The 15,143-nt window shown below is 64.8% G+C and carries 13 protein-coding genes; 7 read left to right on the forward strand and 6 right to left on the reverse strand.

Annotation, left to right across the window (positions count from 1 at the left end):
* Positions 1 to 2: 2 nt before the first annotated feature.
* The 3 genes from V1286_RS02310 to V1286_RS02320 are packed head-to-tail and all read right to left on the reverse strand — an operon-like array spanning position 3 to position 4,674.
* The gene (locus tag V1286_RS02310; protein ID WP_334477307.1) at positions 3 to 968 is read right to left on the reverse strand and encodes a PDR/VanB family oxidoreductase; all 966 of its coding nucleotides are present in this window, start codon (positions 966 to 968) and stop codon (positions 3 to 5) included.
* Positions 969 to 970: 2 nt separating this feature from the next.
* Positions 971 to 2,515, reverse strand: a complete 1,545-nt coding sequence (locus V1286_RS02315) for an indolepyruvate oxidoreductase subunit beta family protein (protein ID WP_334477308.1) — start codon at positions 2,513 to 2,515, stop codon at positions 971 to 973.
* Positions 2,512 to 4,674 (reverse strand): indolepyruvate ferredoxin oxidoreductase subunit alpha, encoded by a 2,163-nt coding sequence (locus V1286_RS02320; protein WP_334477310.1) that lies wholly within the window; start codon positions 4,672 to 4,674, stop codon positions 2,512 to 2,514. Before V1286_RS02320 ends, V1286_RS02315 begins: the two co-directional genes overlap by 4 nt.
* A gap of 278 nt (positions 4,675 to 4,952) precedes the next feature.
* On the opposite strand from V1286_RS02320, the gene V1286_RS02325 reads away from it, so the two are divergent.
* The 7 genes from V1286_RS02325 to V1286_RS02355 all read left to right on the forward strand — a co-directional run bounded on the left by V1286_RS02325 (position 4,953) and on the right by V1286_RS02355 (position 11,509).
* Positions 4,953 to 6,125: an acyl-CoA dehydrogenase family protein gene (locus V1286_RS02325; RefSeq protein ID WP_334477311.1), complete on the forward strand. Its 1,173-nt coding sequence runs from the start codon at positions 4,953 to 4,955 to the stop codon at positions 6,123 to 6,125.
* Positions 6,126 to 6,165: 40 nt separating this feature from the next.
* Positions 6,166 to 6,570, forward strand: a complete 405-nt coding sequence (locus V1286_RS02330) for a RidA family protein (protein ID WP_334477312.1) — start codon at positions 6,166 to 6,168, stop codon at positions 6,568 to 6,570.
* Positions 6,571 to 6,610: 40 nt separating this feature from the next.
* Positions 6,611 to 7,738 (forward strand): cupin domain-containing protein, encoded by a 1,128-nt coding sequence (locus V1286_RS02335; protein ID WP_334477314.1) that lies wholly within the window; start codon positions 6,611 to 6,613, stop codon positions 7,736 to 7,738.
* Between the two features lie 113 nt (positions 7,739 to 7,851).
* Positions 7,852 to 8,763, forward strand: a complete 912-nt coding sequence (locus V1286_RS02340; RefSeq protein ID WP_334477315.1) for a fumarylacetoacetate hydrolase family protein — start codon at positions 7,852 to 7,854, stop codon at positions 8,761 to 8,763.
* A gap of 9 nt (positions 8,764 to 8,772) precedes the next feature.
* Complete coding sequence (locus tag V1286_RS02345) at positions 8,773 to 9,420, forward strand: flavin reductase family protein (protein ID WP_334477316.1); 648 nt, start codon at positions 8,773 to 8,775, stop codon at positions 9,418 to 9,420.
* A gap of 23 nt (positions 9,421 to 9,443) precedes the next feature.
* On the forward strand, positions 9,444 to 10,535 hold the full coding sequence (locus tag V1286_RS02350) for an NAD/NADP-dependent octopine/nopaline dehydrogenase family protein (RefSeq protein ID WP_334477317.1): 1,092 nt from the start codon (positions 9,444 to 9,446) through the stop codon (positions 10,533 to 10,535).
* Positions 10,532 to 11,509, forward strand: coding sequence for a 3-hydroxybutyryl-CoA dehydrogenase (locus V1286_RS02355; protein WP_334477318.1), 978 nt, complete (start codon positions 10,532 to 10,534; stop codon positions 11,507 to 11,509). The genes V1286_RS02350 and V1286_RS02355 overlap by 4 nt, the downstream gene beginning before the upstream one ends.
* Before the next feature lie 94 nt (positions 11,510 to 11,603).
* On the opposite strand, the gene V1286_RS02360 is transcribed toward V1286_RS02355, so the two are convergent.
* Genes V1286_RS02360 through V1286_RS02370 form a run of 3 tightly spaced genes read right to left on the reverse strand, consistent with a single transcriptional unit; the run spans position 11,604 to position 15,123 of the window.
* On the reverse strand, positions 11,604 to 12,317 hold the full coding sequence (locus V1286_RS02360; RefSeq protein WP_334477319.1) for an ABC transporter ATP-binding protein: 714 nt from the start codon (positions 12,315 to 12,317) through the stop codon (positions 11,604 to 11,606).
* Positions 12,314 to 14,083 (reverse strand): branched-chain amino acid ABC transporter ATP-binding protein/permease, encoded by a 1,770-nt coding sequence (locus tag V1286_RS02365; protein WP_334477320.1) that lies wholly within the window; start codon positions 14,081 to 14,083, stop codon positions 12,314 to 12,316. The genes V1286_RS02360 and V1286_RS02365 overlap by 4 nt, the downstream gene beginning before the upstream one ends.
* The gene (locus V1286_RS02370) at positions 14,080 to 15,123 is read right to left on the reverse strand and encodes a branched-chain amino acid ABC transporter permease (RefSeq protein ID WP_334477321.1); all 1,044 of its coding nucleotides are present in this window, start codon (positions 15,121 to 15,123) and stop codon (positions 14,080 to 14,082) included. The genes V1286_RS02365 and V1286_RS02370 overlap by 4 nt, the downstream gene beginning before the upstream one ends.
* Positions 15,124 to 15,143 lie beyond the last annotated feature (20 nt).

Genomic DNA, 15,143 nt, shown 5'->3' on the forward strand with positions numbered 1-15,143 from the left:
CATCACAAGTCGAGCACGAGTCGCTTGGTTTTCGCGCGCGAAACACAGATCTGCATCACCTTGTTCGACGCCTTCTCACTTTCGCTCAAGATGTAGTCGCGATGATCGGGGATGCCATCGATGACCGTGGTCTGGCAGATCCCGCAATCGCCGCGCTTGCAGTCATGCATCGGGTCTTCGCCGGCCTCAAGCAGCACGTCGAGGATGGTCTTGCCGGCAGGAATCTCGAAGACGCGTCCGCTGCCCTTGAGTTCGACCTCGAAACCGGCATCGCCGGACTTCTCCTCGGGCGCGGTGAAGATTTCAAAATGCAGCCGCCCTTGCGGCCAGTTCAGTCGCTTCGCCAGCGCGATGGACGCTTCGATCATCGGCAGCGGCCCACAAAGATAGAGCGGCACGTCGGGCGCGAGCCGCGTCATCAGGCTCTCGAGGTCGAAGAAGCGTCCGGCTTCGTCGTCGGCGTGGATGGTCGCGCTTGCGCTGGCCAGTCGCTCGATGTCGCCCAGAAAGGCGAGCTCGCTGCGGCTGCGTCCGGCGTAATAGAACGAGAATGGCCGCTTCGCCGCGCAGAGTTCGCAGGCCATCGCGAGCAGCGGCGTCACGCCGATCCCGCCCGCGACAAGCGCGACTTCGCCCGCACCCACGCCGAGCGGAAAGTTATTCGCCGGCGGGGAGATCGTCAGGCGATCGCCGGTCTTGAGGCCGTGCATGAAGTTGGAGCCGCCGCGGCTCTTGCTTTCCTGCAGCACGGCGATGCGATAGGCGGTCGGATGTTCGGCGGCCGCACGCGGCGAAATTGTCTCGATCAGCGAATAGGAACGCCGGCCGACATCGGGCAGATGGACGTCGATATGAGCGCCCGCGGCCCAGCCCGGCATCGGGGCGCCGTTGGCGCGCGCGAGCACGAATTCACGTATGCGCGGCGTGAGCGCTTCGGCCTTCGACACCACGACTTCGAATTGATCCATCCTCAGGCGTCCTCGAACAGCGTCTCGACGGTACGCAACGCGCCGTCGAGCTCAGTGCCATCGGCGTCCTTCAGCGCGACCTTGGTCAGCCGCTGCACCCATTCGGCGGCATCGGGCCGGCCGGCCAGGCGCTCGGACGCCAGCATGACCTTGTCGAATTTCGATTCACCGCGGGAGTGGGTGTCCGAGTAGCCGCCGACGAGGCGGCGGGCCTCGCACACGGCGGTCGCGAGCGCTGTATCACTCGCGGCGAACTTCCGGACGCGTTGCGCCCATTGATCGAGATGGCGCATCTCTCGCGAATGCCGCAGCATGCGCCGACGGAATCGCCGCAAGCCTGCCACGCAGTACAGCATCAGGAACGCCGGAGGTGAGGTCGCGCGCAATTTTCGTCCACGATCAACGAGCCGGGCGAGCCCTTTGCTACGCTCGACCTTTTCGCCGAGCCGCGGCGGCAGCAACCCCGCCATTTCCTCGATCCGCGGATGGAAGAACTCGGTGATCCCGAGGATCTGGTCATCGCCGGCCCGCGCCTCGCGGCGCACCCGGTCGAATCGTCCCGCGCGCGTCTTGAGATCCGCCACGCGGATCACGTCGTCATAGGCCATCGCAATGGCGAGATATTTGGCAAAGGCCTGCAGCAGCCCGATCGCGTCGCGCGGCATCGCTTCCAGCCGGTCGAGATATTCGCGGCCATAAGCGACGTCCTGATAATCGACGACGCGTTGCAGGCCGGCCGCGACGATGCCGTGCAGCTCTGCCGGCATCGCTTGCGCCCGCGCGACCAGCGCGTCATAGCCAGCGTGGCCGATCGGTTCAAGGCGCGGAAAGCGTTTGGCGAGCGGCGGTTTTGCCGTCGGTTTGATCTTGGGATCCTGCTTGAGCGTGGCAACCGCCCGCTCGCGGCCGGCGGTGAAGGCGCGCAGGCTGGCATCGACGCCGACACCGGCTGAGCGGATCGTGGCCTCAAAATCCTCGGTCGTAAAGGGCAGGGCGCCGGAGCCCGCGAGCGCACCGAACAATACCGAGGAAACCACGCTGCCGGTGGCATCGGCGATCTCGGACATGTCGAACGCGATGAAGCGGTTGGCGGCGACATTGGCCGCCTCATAGACCTGCGACGCGTCGGCGGTGCCGTCGCCGGGCGCGGTCTTCTCGCTCACGGCCAGCGAGCGGTGCGAGGAGCCGATCAAAAGCGTGCGGTCGGGCGAGACCAGCCCGCGCAGGATGGCGCGGCCGGCCTCCATCAATTCGGCGCCGATCACGATGTCGACCTTGCCCGGCGCCGGCATCATCGACAGCACGGGGTAACGATCCGGCTTGCCGGCGTCGGGCGCGATCATCTCGATGTAATAGATGGTGGCGCCGGTGCGCTGGGCGACGCCGGGCACCGAGGTCGATTGCGCGAACCAGCCGCGCCGCTCGGCCAGCGCCACGATCCAGTCGACCAGCACGCCGCCGCCCTGGCCGCCCATCGCGAGCACCGCGACGGTGATGGGGCGAGCCTGACTGAGCGCGATGGAGGAGGGGGCGACCGAGACGTTCATGCCGCCTCCTGCTCGAACGTGACCCGCCGTCCCGCCCGCCAGCGCTGCAACGCGCCGATCATCCGTTGCCAGATGCGGTCGAGCCGCGCTTCGAAGGCGGTCGGATTGGAAACGACGTCGGCACGATAGAAGGAGGGACACAGGACAGCAGCGTCCGCGACCTCGCCGCAATGGCCGCAGCCGACGCAACTATTGTCGACGGCGGCGACCGGATTGTCCTTCAGGGGATCGCTGGTAGGCTTCACCGACAGCGACGGGCAGCCGGACAGGCGGATGCAGGCGTGGTCGCCGGAGCAGGTGTCTTCGTCGACGCCGAAGCGCTCGCGCACGATGCGCTCGCCGCGCTTGGCGGCGGCCGCCACCAGCGGCTTCACGCGCCGCTGCTTGTTCAGCATGCATTCCGACGAGGCGACGATGATCTTCGGTCCCTTATCCTCCGTCGTCAGCGCCTCGCGCAGGGTGTCGCGCATGCGCGTGACGTCATAGGTGCGGTCGATCTGGCGCACCCACTTGGCGCCGACGCCCTTCACCGCTTCGACGATCGGATGCTTGGTCGAGCGCGAACGGTTGTCGGCGCGCGAGGAGGGGATGTCCTGGCCGCCGGTCGCGGCCGAATAGTAATTGTCGACCACGACGATCACGCCGTCGTGCTGGTTGAAGACGGCGTTGCCGACGCCGCTGGTCAGGCCGTTATGCCAGAAGCCGCCGTCGCCCATCATCGAGATCGAGCGCTTGCTCGCCGGAACGTTGAAAGCCGAGGCCGATGCAGGACCGAGTCCGTATCCCATGGTGGTGGCGCCGATATTGAACGGCGGCAGGATCGAGAACAAATGGCAGCCGATATCGGCGGCGATATGGTGCGGGCCGAGCTCCTTTTCCACGAGTTTCATCGCGGAAAAGATCGGCCGCTCCGGACAGCCGGTGCAGAAGCCCGGTGGTCGCGGCGGCACCACGTCGGCCAGCGCGCGGATCTTGTCGTCGACCTCGACGCGGTCGATGTTCGGCGCACGCGCGGAATCCGGCAGCGCATCCGCCCGCCAGCGGCGGATGAAGGCGCCGATCGCTGCGCCCATGACTTGCGCGGTGTATTCGCCGGCCATCGGGAACAGATCCTTGCCGTGCAGCTTGGCCGGAATGTCGGCGTTGCGCAGGATCTTGTGCAGCGCCTGCTCGATGAACTCGGGCTGGCCTTCCTCGACCATCAGCACCGCCTTCTTAGCCCGGCAGAAGTCGATCACCTCGCGGTCGACAATCGGGTAGGTCACGTTCATCACATAGAGCGGCACCCGCGTCTCGCCCCAGATATCGGCAAGGCCGGCCTCGCGCAGCGCGGTGATGACGCCGTTATACATGCCGCCCTGCATGATGATGCCGATATCGTCGATATCGCCGTCAAACGTCTCGTTCATGCCGCGGGCGTGGATGAATTCGACCGCCGCAGGCCAGCGCTGCTCGATCTTCTCCTTTTCGTGCAGGAACGAGGCGGGCGGCAGCACGATACGGTTGGTGTCGCGCGACGGCGCATCGAGCGCGCGGGAAAGCGGAAAGGCAGGGCGGACGTTGTCGCGGGTGGCGAAGCGGCCATGGACATGGCAGGCACGTATCCGCACCTCCAGCATGACGGGCGTATTCGACGCCTCGGATAGTTCGAAGGAATCGTGCACGGCCTTGACGATCGACGCCACGTTGGGCCGCGGATCGACCAGCCAGAGTTGCGACTTCATCGCAAAGGCGTGCGAACGCTCCTGCATGATGGAGGAGCCTTCGCCGTAATCCTCGCCGATGATGATGAGCGCGCCGCCGGTTACGCCGCCCGAGGACAGGTTGGCGAGCGCGTCGGAAGCGACGTTGATGCCGACCGGTGCCTTGAACGTGACTGCGCCGCGGATCGGATACATCACGGAGGCGGCAAGGGTGGCCGCCGCCGTCGCCTCGCTGGCGCTGGATTCGAAATGCACGCCGAGGTCGGAAAGGATATCCTGCGCGTCCGACAGCACGTCCATTAGATGCGAGATCGGCGCGCCCTGGTAGCCGGCGACATAGCTGACGCCGCATTCGAGCAATGCCTTGGTGATCGCGAGGATGCCTTCGCCGCGAAATTCCTGGCCGGCGCCCAGCTTCAGGTCCTCCACCTCGCGCGCGAAAGAGCGTTCTGCCATGCTCGCCTCCTCGGCCTTGCGGGGAACTCCGGACGACCGAATATAATTTTAGACATCAAACAAAAATGATGTCAATCAAACTTGCGGGTTTGGCCACGGCAAAACATCCTTCGCGCATCTATCTGCAGTTTTGCAGCCTATTTCGCAGGCTTTGTGCACAGCCGGCCGGCTCTGGCGCCAGATCGGCTCGCTTGACAGGATATTTTAGCCATGAAACATTATTGGCACGCGTCGCGCTTGGTGGCGTACGCTAAAAGCGGCCTTTGCGGGAGACTGACATGACCCCGGTTTCGCAGTTGCGCGGGCCGTCTCGCGAACATCTCGCGTGGCCGTTCTTCGATTCCCGTCACGGCGAATATGCGGCAGTGCTCGATGCATTTGCAGCCGGTCTTGGCGATACGCACGGCGGCGACGTCGACGGGACTTGCCGTTCGCTGGTTCGTAGCCTTGGCGCTGCAGGATTGCTGGAGGCGTCGGTCGCGGACGATCGGCCCGATGCGGTGATCGATTCCCGGCTGATCTGTCTGGCCCGCGAGACGCTGGCCTGGCACAGCGGGCTCGCCGATTTCGCCTTTGCGATGCAGGGACTTGGCACCGGGGCGGTGGCAATTGCCGGCTCGCCCGAATTGCGCGCAATGGTGCTGCCGAAGGCGCGGCGCGGCGACTGGGTCGCGGCCTTTGCCCTGTCGGAGAAGGAAGCCGGTTCCGACGTTGCCGCCATGGCCTGCAGCGCGCGGCGCGAGGGCGACCACTATATCCTGGATGGCGAGAAGACCTGGATTTCCAACGGCGGCATCGCCGATGTCTATACGCTGTTTGCGCGAACCGGCGAGGCGCCGGGCGCGCGGGGCATTTCGGCTTTTGTGGTGCTGCCGGATGATCCCGGGTTCTCGATTGCCGACCGCATCGACGTGATGGCGCCGCACCCGCTGGCGACGCTGCGTTTCGATTCGTGCCGGATTCCGGCGGCGCGGCTGTTGGGCTCGCCGGGCGAAGGTTTCAAGATCGCGATGCGTACCCTCGATATCTTCCGCGCGTCGGTCGCAGCCGCAGCACTTGGCTTTGCCCGCCGCGCGCTCGATGAGGCGACAGCGCATGCGCGGAGCCGGCGGATGTTCGGCGGCGTGCTGGGCGACCAGCAATTGACGCAGGCAGCGCTCGGCGACATGGCGGCGGGTGTCGACGCCAGTGCGCTTCTCACCTATCGGGCGGCCTGGCGGCGCGACGTGCAGAAAGCTTCCACGACGCGCGAAGCGGCGATAGCGAAGATGGTCGCGACCGAAACCGCGCAAGAAGTGATCGACCGCGCCGTGCAGATGTTCGGCGGCCGCGGCGTGCGCTCCGGCGAGATGGTCGAGCAGCTCTATCGCGAGATACGCGCGTTGCGCATCTATGAAGGCGCGACCGAAGTCCAGAAACTCATTATCGGACGCGACGTCCTGAAAGCCTAGCTGCGGGCGTCCAGTCGCGTCCTGCTACGGGAGTTAAGAAATGTTCGAGTTCTTGCAGCCGCCCGGTTGGGCCAAGCCGAGCGGTTATGCGAACGGCATCGCCGCCCGCGGCAAGATGATCTTCGTCGCAGGCCAGATCGGCTGGAACGAACAATGCAAGTTCGAGTCCGACGATCTGGTGGCTCAGATCGGCCAGACCCTGAAGAACGTCGATGCGGTGGTGCGTGCCGGCGGCGCGGGGCCCGAGCATATCGTGTCGATGACCTGGTTCCTGCTCGATCGTAAGGAATATTCGGCGCGCCTGAAGGAAATCGGCATGGTCTATCGTGACGTGATAGGCCGGAACTTTCCGGCCATGACGGCGCTGCAGGTATCGGGGCTGATCGAGGATCGCGCCAAGGTCGAAATCCAGGCGATCGCGATGATACCTGATCAGATGGACTGATAACGCGACGCCGGACAAGGCGCCAATACAGGAGGGCGACATGGCAACGAAAGCTCGTGAAAACCACCGGGAAGACGTGGCCGGACGGGCCAATGTCGAGGATACGCCTGAATTGCTCGCCTACTATGACCAGCTCGAAAAGCTGGAAGCGGGCGCGCTCTGGACGGTCGCGAACAAGATCGAGCCCTGGCAGCCCAAATCGTCTTCCGTTCCGGTCTTGTGGCGCTACGAGGACCTCCGCGCGCACGTGTTGCGCTCCGTCGAACTGGTGTCGCCCGAAAAGGCCGGGCGGCGCGTCATCTACCTGAACAATCCCGGCCGGCGTGAGCACGCCGCCGCGGTCGGCTGGCTCTATTCCGGCCTGCAGGTCATGCATCCGGGCGAGGTCGCGTCCGCCCACGCCCATTCGGCGTCCGCCCTTCGCTTCATCATGGAAGGCGAGGGCGCCTATACCATCGTCGACGGCCACAAGATGACGCTCGGCGCCAACGACTTCGTGCTGACGCCGAACGGCACCTGGCATGAACACGGCGTCTCCAGCGACGGCACGCCCTGCATCTGGCAGGACGGTCTCGACATCCCGCTGGTCAATACGCTCGAAGCCAACTTTTACGTGGTCCATCCCGATCTGCAGCAGAGCGTCGGCTATCCCGTCAACGACATGACGCATACCTGGGGCAATCCCGGCCTGCGTCCGGCGGGGGCCGAATGGTCCAAGGGATATTCGCCGCTGTTGAAATATGAGTGGGGTCCGACCTACGAGGCGCTGCAGCGCTACGGCAAGGCCACCGACGGTTCGCCGTATGACGGCGTGCTCATGAACTATGTGAACCCGGTGACCGGCGGTCCGGTGATGCAGACGATCGGCGCGTCGATGCAGATGCTGCGGCCGGGCGAGAGCACGCGCGCGCATCGTCACACCGGCAGCTTCATCTATCAGGTCGCCAAGGGACGCGGTCACTCGATCATCGACGGCAAGCGCTTCGACTGGAAGGAGCGCGACATCTTCTGTGTTCCGTCATGGGCCTGGCATGAACATGTGAATGCCTCCGCCAGCGAGGACGCCTGCCTCTTCACCTTCAACGACCTGCCGGTCATGCACGCGCTCGGGCTCTACCGCGAGGAAGCCTTTGGCGACAATGGCGGCCGGCAGCCCCTCGTATCCTAGAGCTTCGGTTCTGATTGAAACAGAACCGAAGCTCTAGATTCTTGTTTTGACGCGTTTTCTTCACGCGAACCGGTATCCACTTCGCTTGAAAACGCTACAGGAGGAGAGAAACAGTGCGCCTCGTTACCTATCGCAGCACAGTTGAGGCTGCCGCCCGTCTTGGCGCCGTCGTCGGCGATCTGGTCGTCGACGTTGAGAAGGTTGGCCAGCATGCCGGGGCTTCCCTTCCGTCATCGATGCTCGACTTTATCGATCTTGGGCCGCCCGCGCTGGCAGCGCTCAAGAAGATATTGAACGAGGGCAAGGACAACTGGCCGGTAGGCGCCGCTTTGCCGCTGGCGAATGTCAGGCTGCTGGCGCCGATCCCGCGTCCCCGCAAGAACATTTTTGGTATTGGTCTCAATTATGTCGAGCACGTCGCGGAGTCGTCCCGCGCGCTCGACACGGCAAAGGATCTGCCCAAGCAGCCCATCATCTTCTCGAAGCCGCCGACCAGCGTGATCGGGCCTGACGAGGCCATCCATCACAACAAGGCGATCACGCAGCAACTCGACTGGGAAGTCGAGCTTGCTGTCGTGATGGGACGGACCGCACGGCGGGTGTCGGAGGCGGAAGCGCTCGGCTTCGTGTTCGGCTACAGCGTGATGATCGACGTCAGCGCCCGCGACAATCGCCGCGCCGGCCAATGGATCTACTCCAAGGGACAGGATACCTACGCGCCGTTCGGGCCGTGCATCGTTACCGCAGACGAAATCACCGATCCGCACGCGCTCGATCTCTGGCTGACGGTGAACGGCGTCGAGAAGCAGCGCTCCAACACGCGCCACATGCTGTTCAAGGTGCCGCTTCTGATTGCGGATATTTCCGCGGCGATCACGCTGGAGCCGGGAGACATCATCGCAACGGGCACGCCCGAGGGCGTCGGCGCCGGGCGCTCTCCGCAGGAATGGCTGTGGCCGGGCGACGTGGTGGAAGCGGAAGTGACGGGCATTGGCCGGCTGCGCCATCCAGTGGTGGCGATCTGAGAGGCCGGCATGATCTTCGACATGGAGACGCTGGAAGCGCAGAACCGCTACAAGATCCTGACGGCCACGGTGACGCCGCGGCCGATCGCCTGGATCACCACGCTCTCCGCGAGCGGCGTGATCAATGCCGCGCCGTTCAGCTTCTTCAACGTGATGGGGCATGAGCCGCCGACCGTCGCGATCGGGCTTCTGGCCGGCTCGGAACGCTTCAAGGACACCGCGGCCAATATTCTCGATACCGGGGAATTCGTCGTGAACCTCGTTGGCGAAGCCAACGCCGAGGCCATGAACATCACCTGCATCGATGCACCGCCCGAGATCGACGAACTAACGCTGGCTGGGTTGACGCCGGCTGCCTCGCAGTCGGTGCGTCCACCGTGTATCGCGGAATCGCCGGTGTCGTTCGAATGCCGGGTGCTCACGTCGCTGGTGACGGGGCCGCGGCAGACCGCCGTCATCGGCCGCGTGGTCCGCGCCCATGTCGATGACACTGTCATTTTGGACAAGGAGCGCTGTCACATCGATACCCAGGCGCTGCGCCTGATCGCCCGCATGCACGGCAGCGGCTGGTATGCGCGCTCCACCGACCTGTTCCAGATCGATCGTCCGAACTGGGCGGCCTGGCAGGAAAAGAACGTTAGGGCGAAACCTGCGTAGCGGGATCTGAAGCGGAGGACACCTTGAAGATTGCAGTGTTGGGTGGGGGCAACGGTTCGTTCGCGGCCGCCGGCGACTTCGCCTTGGCTGGTCACGACGTCCGGCTGTGGCGGCGAAATCCTGGAGATGTCGAGGCGCATCGCGCGCAGGGCGGCACGATAACGGTCATCGATCGGGCGGGGCGACGTGATATCAGGCTGGCCATGATCACGTCTTCGATCGCGGAAGCGATCGAAGCGGCCGACCTTGTCCTGTGTCCGGCGCCGGCCTTCGCGCAGGCCGCGATCGCTGATCTCGCCGCACCCCATCTGCGCGACGGCCAGGTGGTGTTCCTGCCTCCGGGAACGTTCGGCTCCTACATCTTCGCCCGCGCCGCGCGGGACGCGGGCAACCGCGCCGAGATCGCGACCGCAGAGACTGGGACCCTGCCGTGGCTGGCGCGCAAGCAGGGTCCTTATGCGGTGCGCATCTCGGGCAGGGGTGCGCGATTGCCGACCGGCGTATTTCCGTTGCGCCTCGCGCCGCACGCGCTCGGCGTGATCGAGCGCGCGTTTCCAAACGCCATCGAGCCATGCGGCGATGCGCTGTCGGGCGCGCTGATGAATGCCGGTCCGATCATCCATCCACCGCTGATCACCATGAATGCCGGCCCGATCGAGCATTTCGACAAGTGGGATATCCACAAGGAAGGAACTCAGCCGGCGATTCGCCGCGTGACGGATGCGCTCGATGCCGAACGCATCGCCATCCGCGAGGCGCTTGGTTACGGAGGGCCGCACTTTCCCCTTGCGGATCACTATTCGAAGGATGGTGAACCCTGGATGTACGCGCGCGACGCGCACGACCAGCTTACGGATTCCGGCGATTGGTCCGAGCGCCTCGTTCTCGTCGAGCACCGCTACATGCTGGAAGATTTGCGTCTTGGCCTGTCGTTCCTCGCATCGGTGGCGGGCCTCGCAGGCGTGCAAACGCCGCTGGTCAAGGCATTCCTGGCGATCGGCTCCGCGATCACGGGACAGGATTTCGCGGTGACGGGCCGGAGCTTGTCTTCGCTCGGCCTCGGCGATCTCGACAGGGCCGCATTGCAAAATCTTCTGGTGGAGGGTTTTCGATGAAACCGGTGATCGGATGCCTCGGCGCCGGCCGAATGGGTCGCGGGATCGCGGTCGTGTTCGCTTTCGCCGGCCATCAGGTTGTCGTCGTCGATTTCAAGGAACGGGAAGCGGCGACATTTGAGGCGTTGGCAACCGAGGCGAGGGCGGAAATCCGTTCGACGCTTGAGACCCTCTCGCGCATCGATCTGCTCCCGGCAGAGCTTGTGCCCACGATTGCCGACCGGATCACAGTCGTGTCCCGGCAGGAGGCGGCTGCGGCGCTCCCGCGCTGCGACGTCATCTTCGAGGGGATGCCGGAGATCCTCGGCTTGAAGCAGGCGGCGCTGGCCGAAGCCTCGCGGCTGGCGGGCGAGGGCCCGATCATCGCTTCGACCACGTCGACGATACTGGTCGACGATCTTGCAGGCTCGATCGAACATCCCGGCCGCTTCCTCAATGCGCATTGGCTCAATCCGGCCTATCTGGTGCCGTTGATCGAACTATCTCCCGGCCGGCTGACCGCGCCGGAAGTGACAGTGCGGATGAAGACGTTGCTCGAAGGCATCGGCAAGGTGCCGGTCGTCTGCGCGGCGCGGCCGGGCTTCATCGTTCCGAGAATCCAGTCGCTGGCGATGAACGAGGCCGCCCGCATGGTGGAGGAGGGCGTCGCCTCGGCGGAGGACATCGACAAGGCCGTGATCTATGGCTTCGGATTCCGTTTTGCGGTGCTCGGCCTGCTTGAGTTCATCGACTGGGGCGGCGGCGATATCCTGCATCACGCCAGCCGCTATCTGGTCGAAGCGCTCGGCGACAGCCGTTACGCCGCGCCTGACATCATCGCGACCAACATGCGCGAGGGACGCATCGGTATGAAGACCGGGCAGGGTTTTATGAACTATGAAGGTGTCGATCTGGCTGTCTATCGCGAGCGGCGCCTCGCCGCCTTTGCCTCGGCGCTACGCGCGATGGGCCTTGCGCGCGAACCTGTCGCGTAACGCGCGCTATTTTTGCTACTAATTCTGGTGTGTTCGGACGATGCGAGGCCCCATCTCTACTTTGCATGGGGTTGTTTTCGTAGTTTTGGTCCCGCTAGTGGCCGCCGAGATAGGCCGCGATCAGTTTCGGGTCGTGGATCAACGTGTCCGCCGGCCCGGACTGGATGATTTCGCCGGTTTCCAGCACATAGCCGTAATCCGCGGTCTCCAGCGCGGCGCGGGCGTTCTGCTCGACAAGCAGGACCGAGACGCCGAGGCTTCGCAGCGAGGCGATGGTGCGGAAGATTTCGCGGACGATGAGCGGCGCGAGGCCGAGACTGGGTTCGTCGAGCACCAGGAGTTTCGGCTTCGCCATCAGCGCCCGGCCGAGCGCCAGCATCTGCCGCTCGCCGCCCGACAGCGTGCCGGCGGCCTGCTTGCTGCGCTCTTTCAGCCGGGGGAAACGGTCGAACACGTCGTCCAGGCTTTTGCGTGTCGTCGAGCGGTCGCGCAGGCTGTAGGTGCCGAGCAACAGGTTGTCGGCGACTGACATGTCGGCGAACAGTTCGCGCTTCTCGGGCACAAGGCAAAGGCCGCGCTCGACGCGGCCCTCGACATCGATCCGCGCCAGATCGGTGCCTTGGAACACCATCCGTCCCGTGGACTTCAGCAGACCGATGGCGGCCATCAGAAGGGTAGTCTTGCCGGCGCCGTTCGGGCCGATCACGGTCACGATCTGTCCTTCTTCGACCGACAGCGAGACATTGCGTACGGCTTCCACCTTGCCGTAGCCGACCGACACATCCTCAATCGAAAGCATCTGTGTCACGCGACACCTCCGAGATAGGCTTCCTGGACGCGGGCGTCGCTGCGGATCGCTGCCGGTTCGCCCTCGCAGAGCTTTGAGCCGAAATCGAGTACGACGATGCGATCAACCAGCGACATCACGAACTCCATGTCGTGCTCGACCAGGAGGATCGTCAGGTGGTCCGCGCGCAGCGACCGCAGCAGTTCGGCAAGCTTGAGCTTTTCCTGACGACGCAGGCCGGCCGCCGGCTCGTCGAGCACGAGCAGCGTCGGATCGGCGGCGAGCGCGCGGGCGATCTCGAGCACGCGCTGATTGCCGAGCGGCAGATTGCCGGCGAGTTCGAACGGCTTGTCGCCGAGCCCGACCCGTTCGAGCTGCCGCAGCGCTTCGTAGCGGGCACTGGCTTCTTCGGCCTGGTTCAGGCGCAGGGCGCCAGCGAACAGGCCGGTCCTGGTGCGCGAATAGGTGCCGAGCAGCACGTTGTCGAGCAGCGTCATGCGCGGGCGCAACTTGACGTGCTGGAAGGTGCGGGAGATTCCGGCGCGGGCGATGTGAAACTGTTGGTCGCGGGTGATCGAGCGGCCCGCGAACGCGATCTCGCCGCTGTTGGCGCGCAGCGCTCCCGTGAGCAGGTTGAACATCGTGGTCTTGCCGGCGCCGTTCGGCCCGATCAGGCCTAGAATTTCGCCGGACTTCACGTCGAAGCTGACATTGTTGACGGCGACGAGGCCGCCAAATCGCCGCTGCGCGCCGCTGACCTTGAGAAGAAGCGTACCCGGCGCCGGTTGCTCGCGGCGCGGCAATGGCGTCGCCGCTTGCGGACGGGACTGTTTCAGGTCCGGCAGAAAACCTGCGAGGAACGGGACGATGCCCTGCCGGGCGCGTTGGAGGAACAGAATGAACAGCGCCGAGAACGCCACGATCTCGAGCTGGCCGGAGGCGCCCTTTGCGATCAGCGGCAAATAGTCCTGCACGGTGTTCTTCAACAGCGTGACGATCGCCGCACCAACCACGCCGCCCAGAATGCTGCCGGCACCGCCGACCATCGCCATCATCAGATACTCGATGCCCATGCCGGCCTCGAACGGTCCGGGGCTGACGAAACGGCCGAGATGGGCATAGAGCCATCCGGACAGCGCGCCGAGGAATGCGGCGATCACGAACGTCACCAGCTTGATCTGGAATGCGCTGATCCCGAGGCTTTCGACCAGCGTATTGCCGCCACGGAGCGCGCGCATCGCCCGCCCGATGCGGGAGTCGAGAAGGTTGTAGCAGACGAAAAGGACCGCCACGACGATCGCCCAGATCAGGAAATAGATCTGCCGGCTCTCGACCAAGGCGAGCGGACCGATCGAAATCGGCGGAACGCCCGAGATGCCGTTATGTTGACCGAGGCCATCGATGTTGCCGAACAGGAACGCAATCGCCAGTCCCCAGGCAACCGTACTTAGCGACAGGAAGTGGCCGCCCAGGCGCAGCGTCACGAAGCCCAGGATTGCGGCGATGCTGCAGGTCAGGACGACGGCCAGCACCAGTCCCAGCCATGGCGAATAGCCGTTCACCGCCGTGACCCAGGCGGTTGAGTAGGCGGCGACGCCGACGAAGGCTGCCTGGCCGAACGACACGATGCCGCCGACCCCGGTCAACAGCGCAAGCCCGATGGCGGCAAGCGAGTAGATGCCGATGTAGTTCAGCAAGGTGATGCTGAACGGATTGAGCACGAAGGGCGCCGCCACGAGACAGGCGATCGCCGCGGCCAAGATGAGACGGGTCTGCTGCAGTGTCATTCCTCGACTTCCTCTTCGGAATGCTGCGAGGCGAGCGAGCGCCAGAGCAGGACGGGGATCAGCAGCGAGAAGACGATGACGTCCTTCAAGGTGCTGCTCTGGAACGAAGCGAAGCTCTCGATAATGCCGACGCCGAACGCGCCGAGCGCAGCGCCTGGATAGCTGGCCATGCCGCCGACGATGGCGCCGACAAAGGCTTTCAGGCCGAGCAGGAATCCGGAGTCGTAGAAGATGGTGTTCACCGGCGCGATCAGGATGCCGGAGACGCCGGCCATCAGTGATCCCAGGAGGTAGGCGATGGTCCCGGCGCGCGCGGGCCGGATTCCCATCAGCCGGGCGCCGGTACGATTCAGGGCGGTCGCGCGCAGCGCCTTGCCGATCAGCGTGAAGTCGAAGAACAGAAATAGCAGGCCGCTGAACACCAGCGCTGCGGTGAGGATCAGTACCGTCTGTCCGGAAACGTGAACGCCGGCGATCTCGATCGCCATCGACGTCAACGGCTCGGTTCTGACGCCTTCGGGGCCGAAGAACAGCAAGCCAAGTCCGACCAGCGCGAAGTGAAGCGCGACCGAGACCGTCAGCAGCAGCAGAACCGAGGCGTCCGCGATCGGGCGGAACACGATCCGGTCCAGCAGCGGCGAGATTGGCATGATCAAGAGCAGCGCCAGCACGATCCGGACCGGCATTGGCGGATTGAAACGCATCGTCAGCCAGACGATCCCGACGACAATCAAGGGCAGCACGAGATAGCCGAGGACGGCCTTCGGCACCGCGCGAAACTCGCCGGCGCGCGCCAGCGAGACGACCTCCATCACGCAGGCCATGCACGCCAGCACGACAACTAGCCCGACCGTTCCGGGAAGCTGCCTGGCATCGAGCGCCGCCAGCGTCAACGCCGTGAAGGCCGCGATGTCGCCGAACGGAATGAAGATCACCCGCGTCACGGTGAAGATCAGCACGGTTCCGATCGCCACCAGGGCGTAGACCGCCCCGGTGGCTATTCCGTCGATCGCAAGGATCGCTGCGATGTCTGCCGTCATGCTGTCGGCCGTCCTTCCGT

This window comes from Bradyrhizobium algeriense, from assembly GCF_036924595.1.
Classification (GTDB): Bacteria; Pseudomonadota; Alphaproteobacteria; order Rhizobiales; family Xanthobacteraceae; genus Bradyrhizobium; species Bradyrhizobium algeriense.

Bases quoted from the DNA above. Each gene is read 5' to 3' on its own strand.
- V1286_RS02310 (WP_334477307.1), bottom strand. From the start codon at position 968: ATGGATCAATTCGAAGTCGTGGTGTCGAAGGCCGAAGCGCTCACGCCG.
- V1286_RS02315 (WP_334477308.1), bottom strand. From the start codon at position 2,515: ATGAACGTCTCGGTCGCCCCCTCCTCCATCGCGCTCAGTCAGGCTCGC.
- V1286_RS02320 (WP_334477310.1), bottom strand. From the start codon at position 4,674: ATGGCAGAACGCTCTTTCGCGCGCGAGGTGGAGGACCTGAAGCTGGGC.
- V1286_RS02325 (WP_334477311.1), top strand. From the start codon at position 4,953: ATGACCCCGGTTTCGCAGTTGCGCGGGCCGTCTCGCGAACATCTCGCG.
- V1286_RS02330 (WP_334477312.1), top strand. From the start codon at position 6,166: ATGTTCGAGTTCTTGCAGCCGCCCGGTTGGGCCAAGCCGAGCGGTTAT.
- V1286_RS02335 (WP_334477314.1), top strand. From the start codon at position 6,611: ATGGCAACGAAAGCTCGTGAAAACCACCGGGAAGACGTGGCCGGACGG.
- V1286_RS02345 (WP_334477316.1), top strand. From the start codon at position 8,773: ATGATCTTCGACATGGAGACGCTGGAAGCGCAGAACCGCTACAAGATC.
- V1286_RS02355 (WP_334477318.1), top strand. From the start codon at position 10,532: ATGAAACCGGTGATCGGATGCCTCGGCGCCGGCCGAATGGGTCGCGGG.
- V1286_RS02365 (WP_334477320.1), bottom strand. From the start codon at position 14,083: ATGACACTGCAGCAGACCCGTCTCATCTTGGCCGCGGCGATCGCCTGT.
- V1286_RS02370 (WP_334477321.1), bottom strand. From the start codon at position 15,123: ATGACGGCAGACATCGCAGCGATCCTTGCGATCGACGGAATAGCCACC.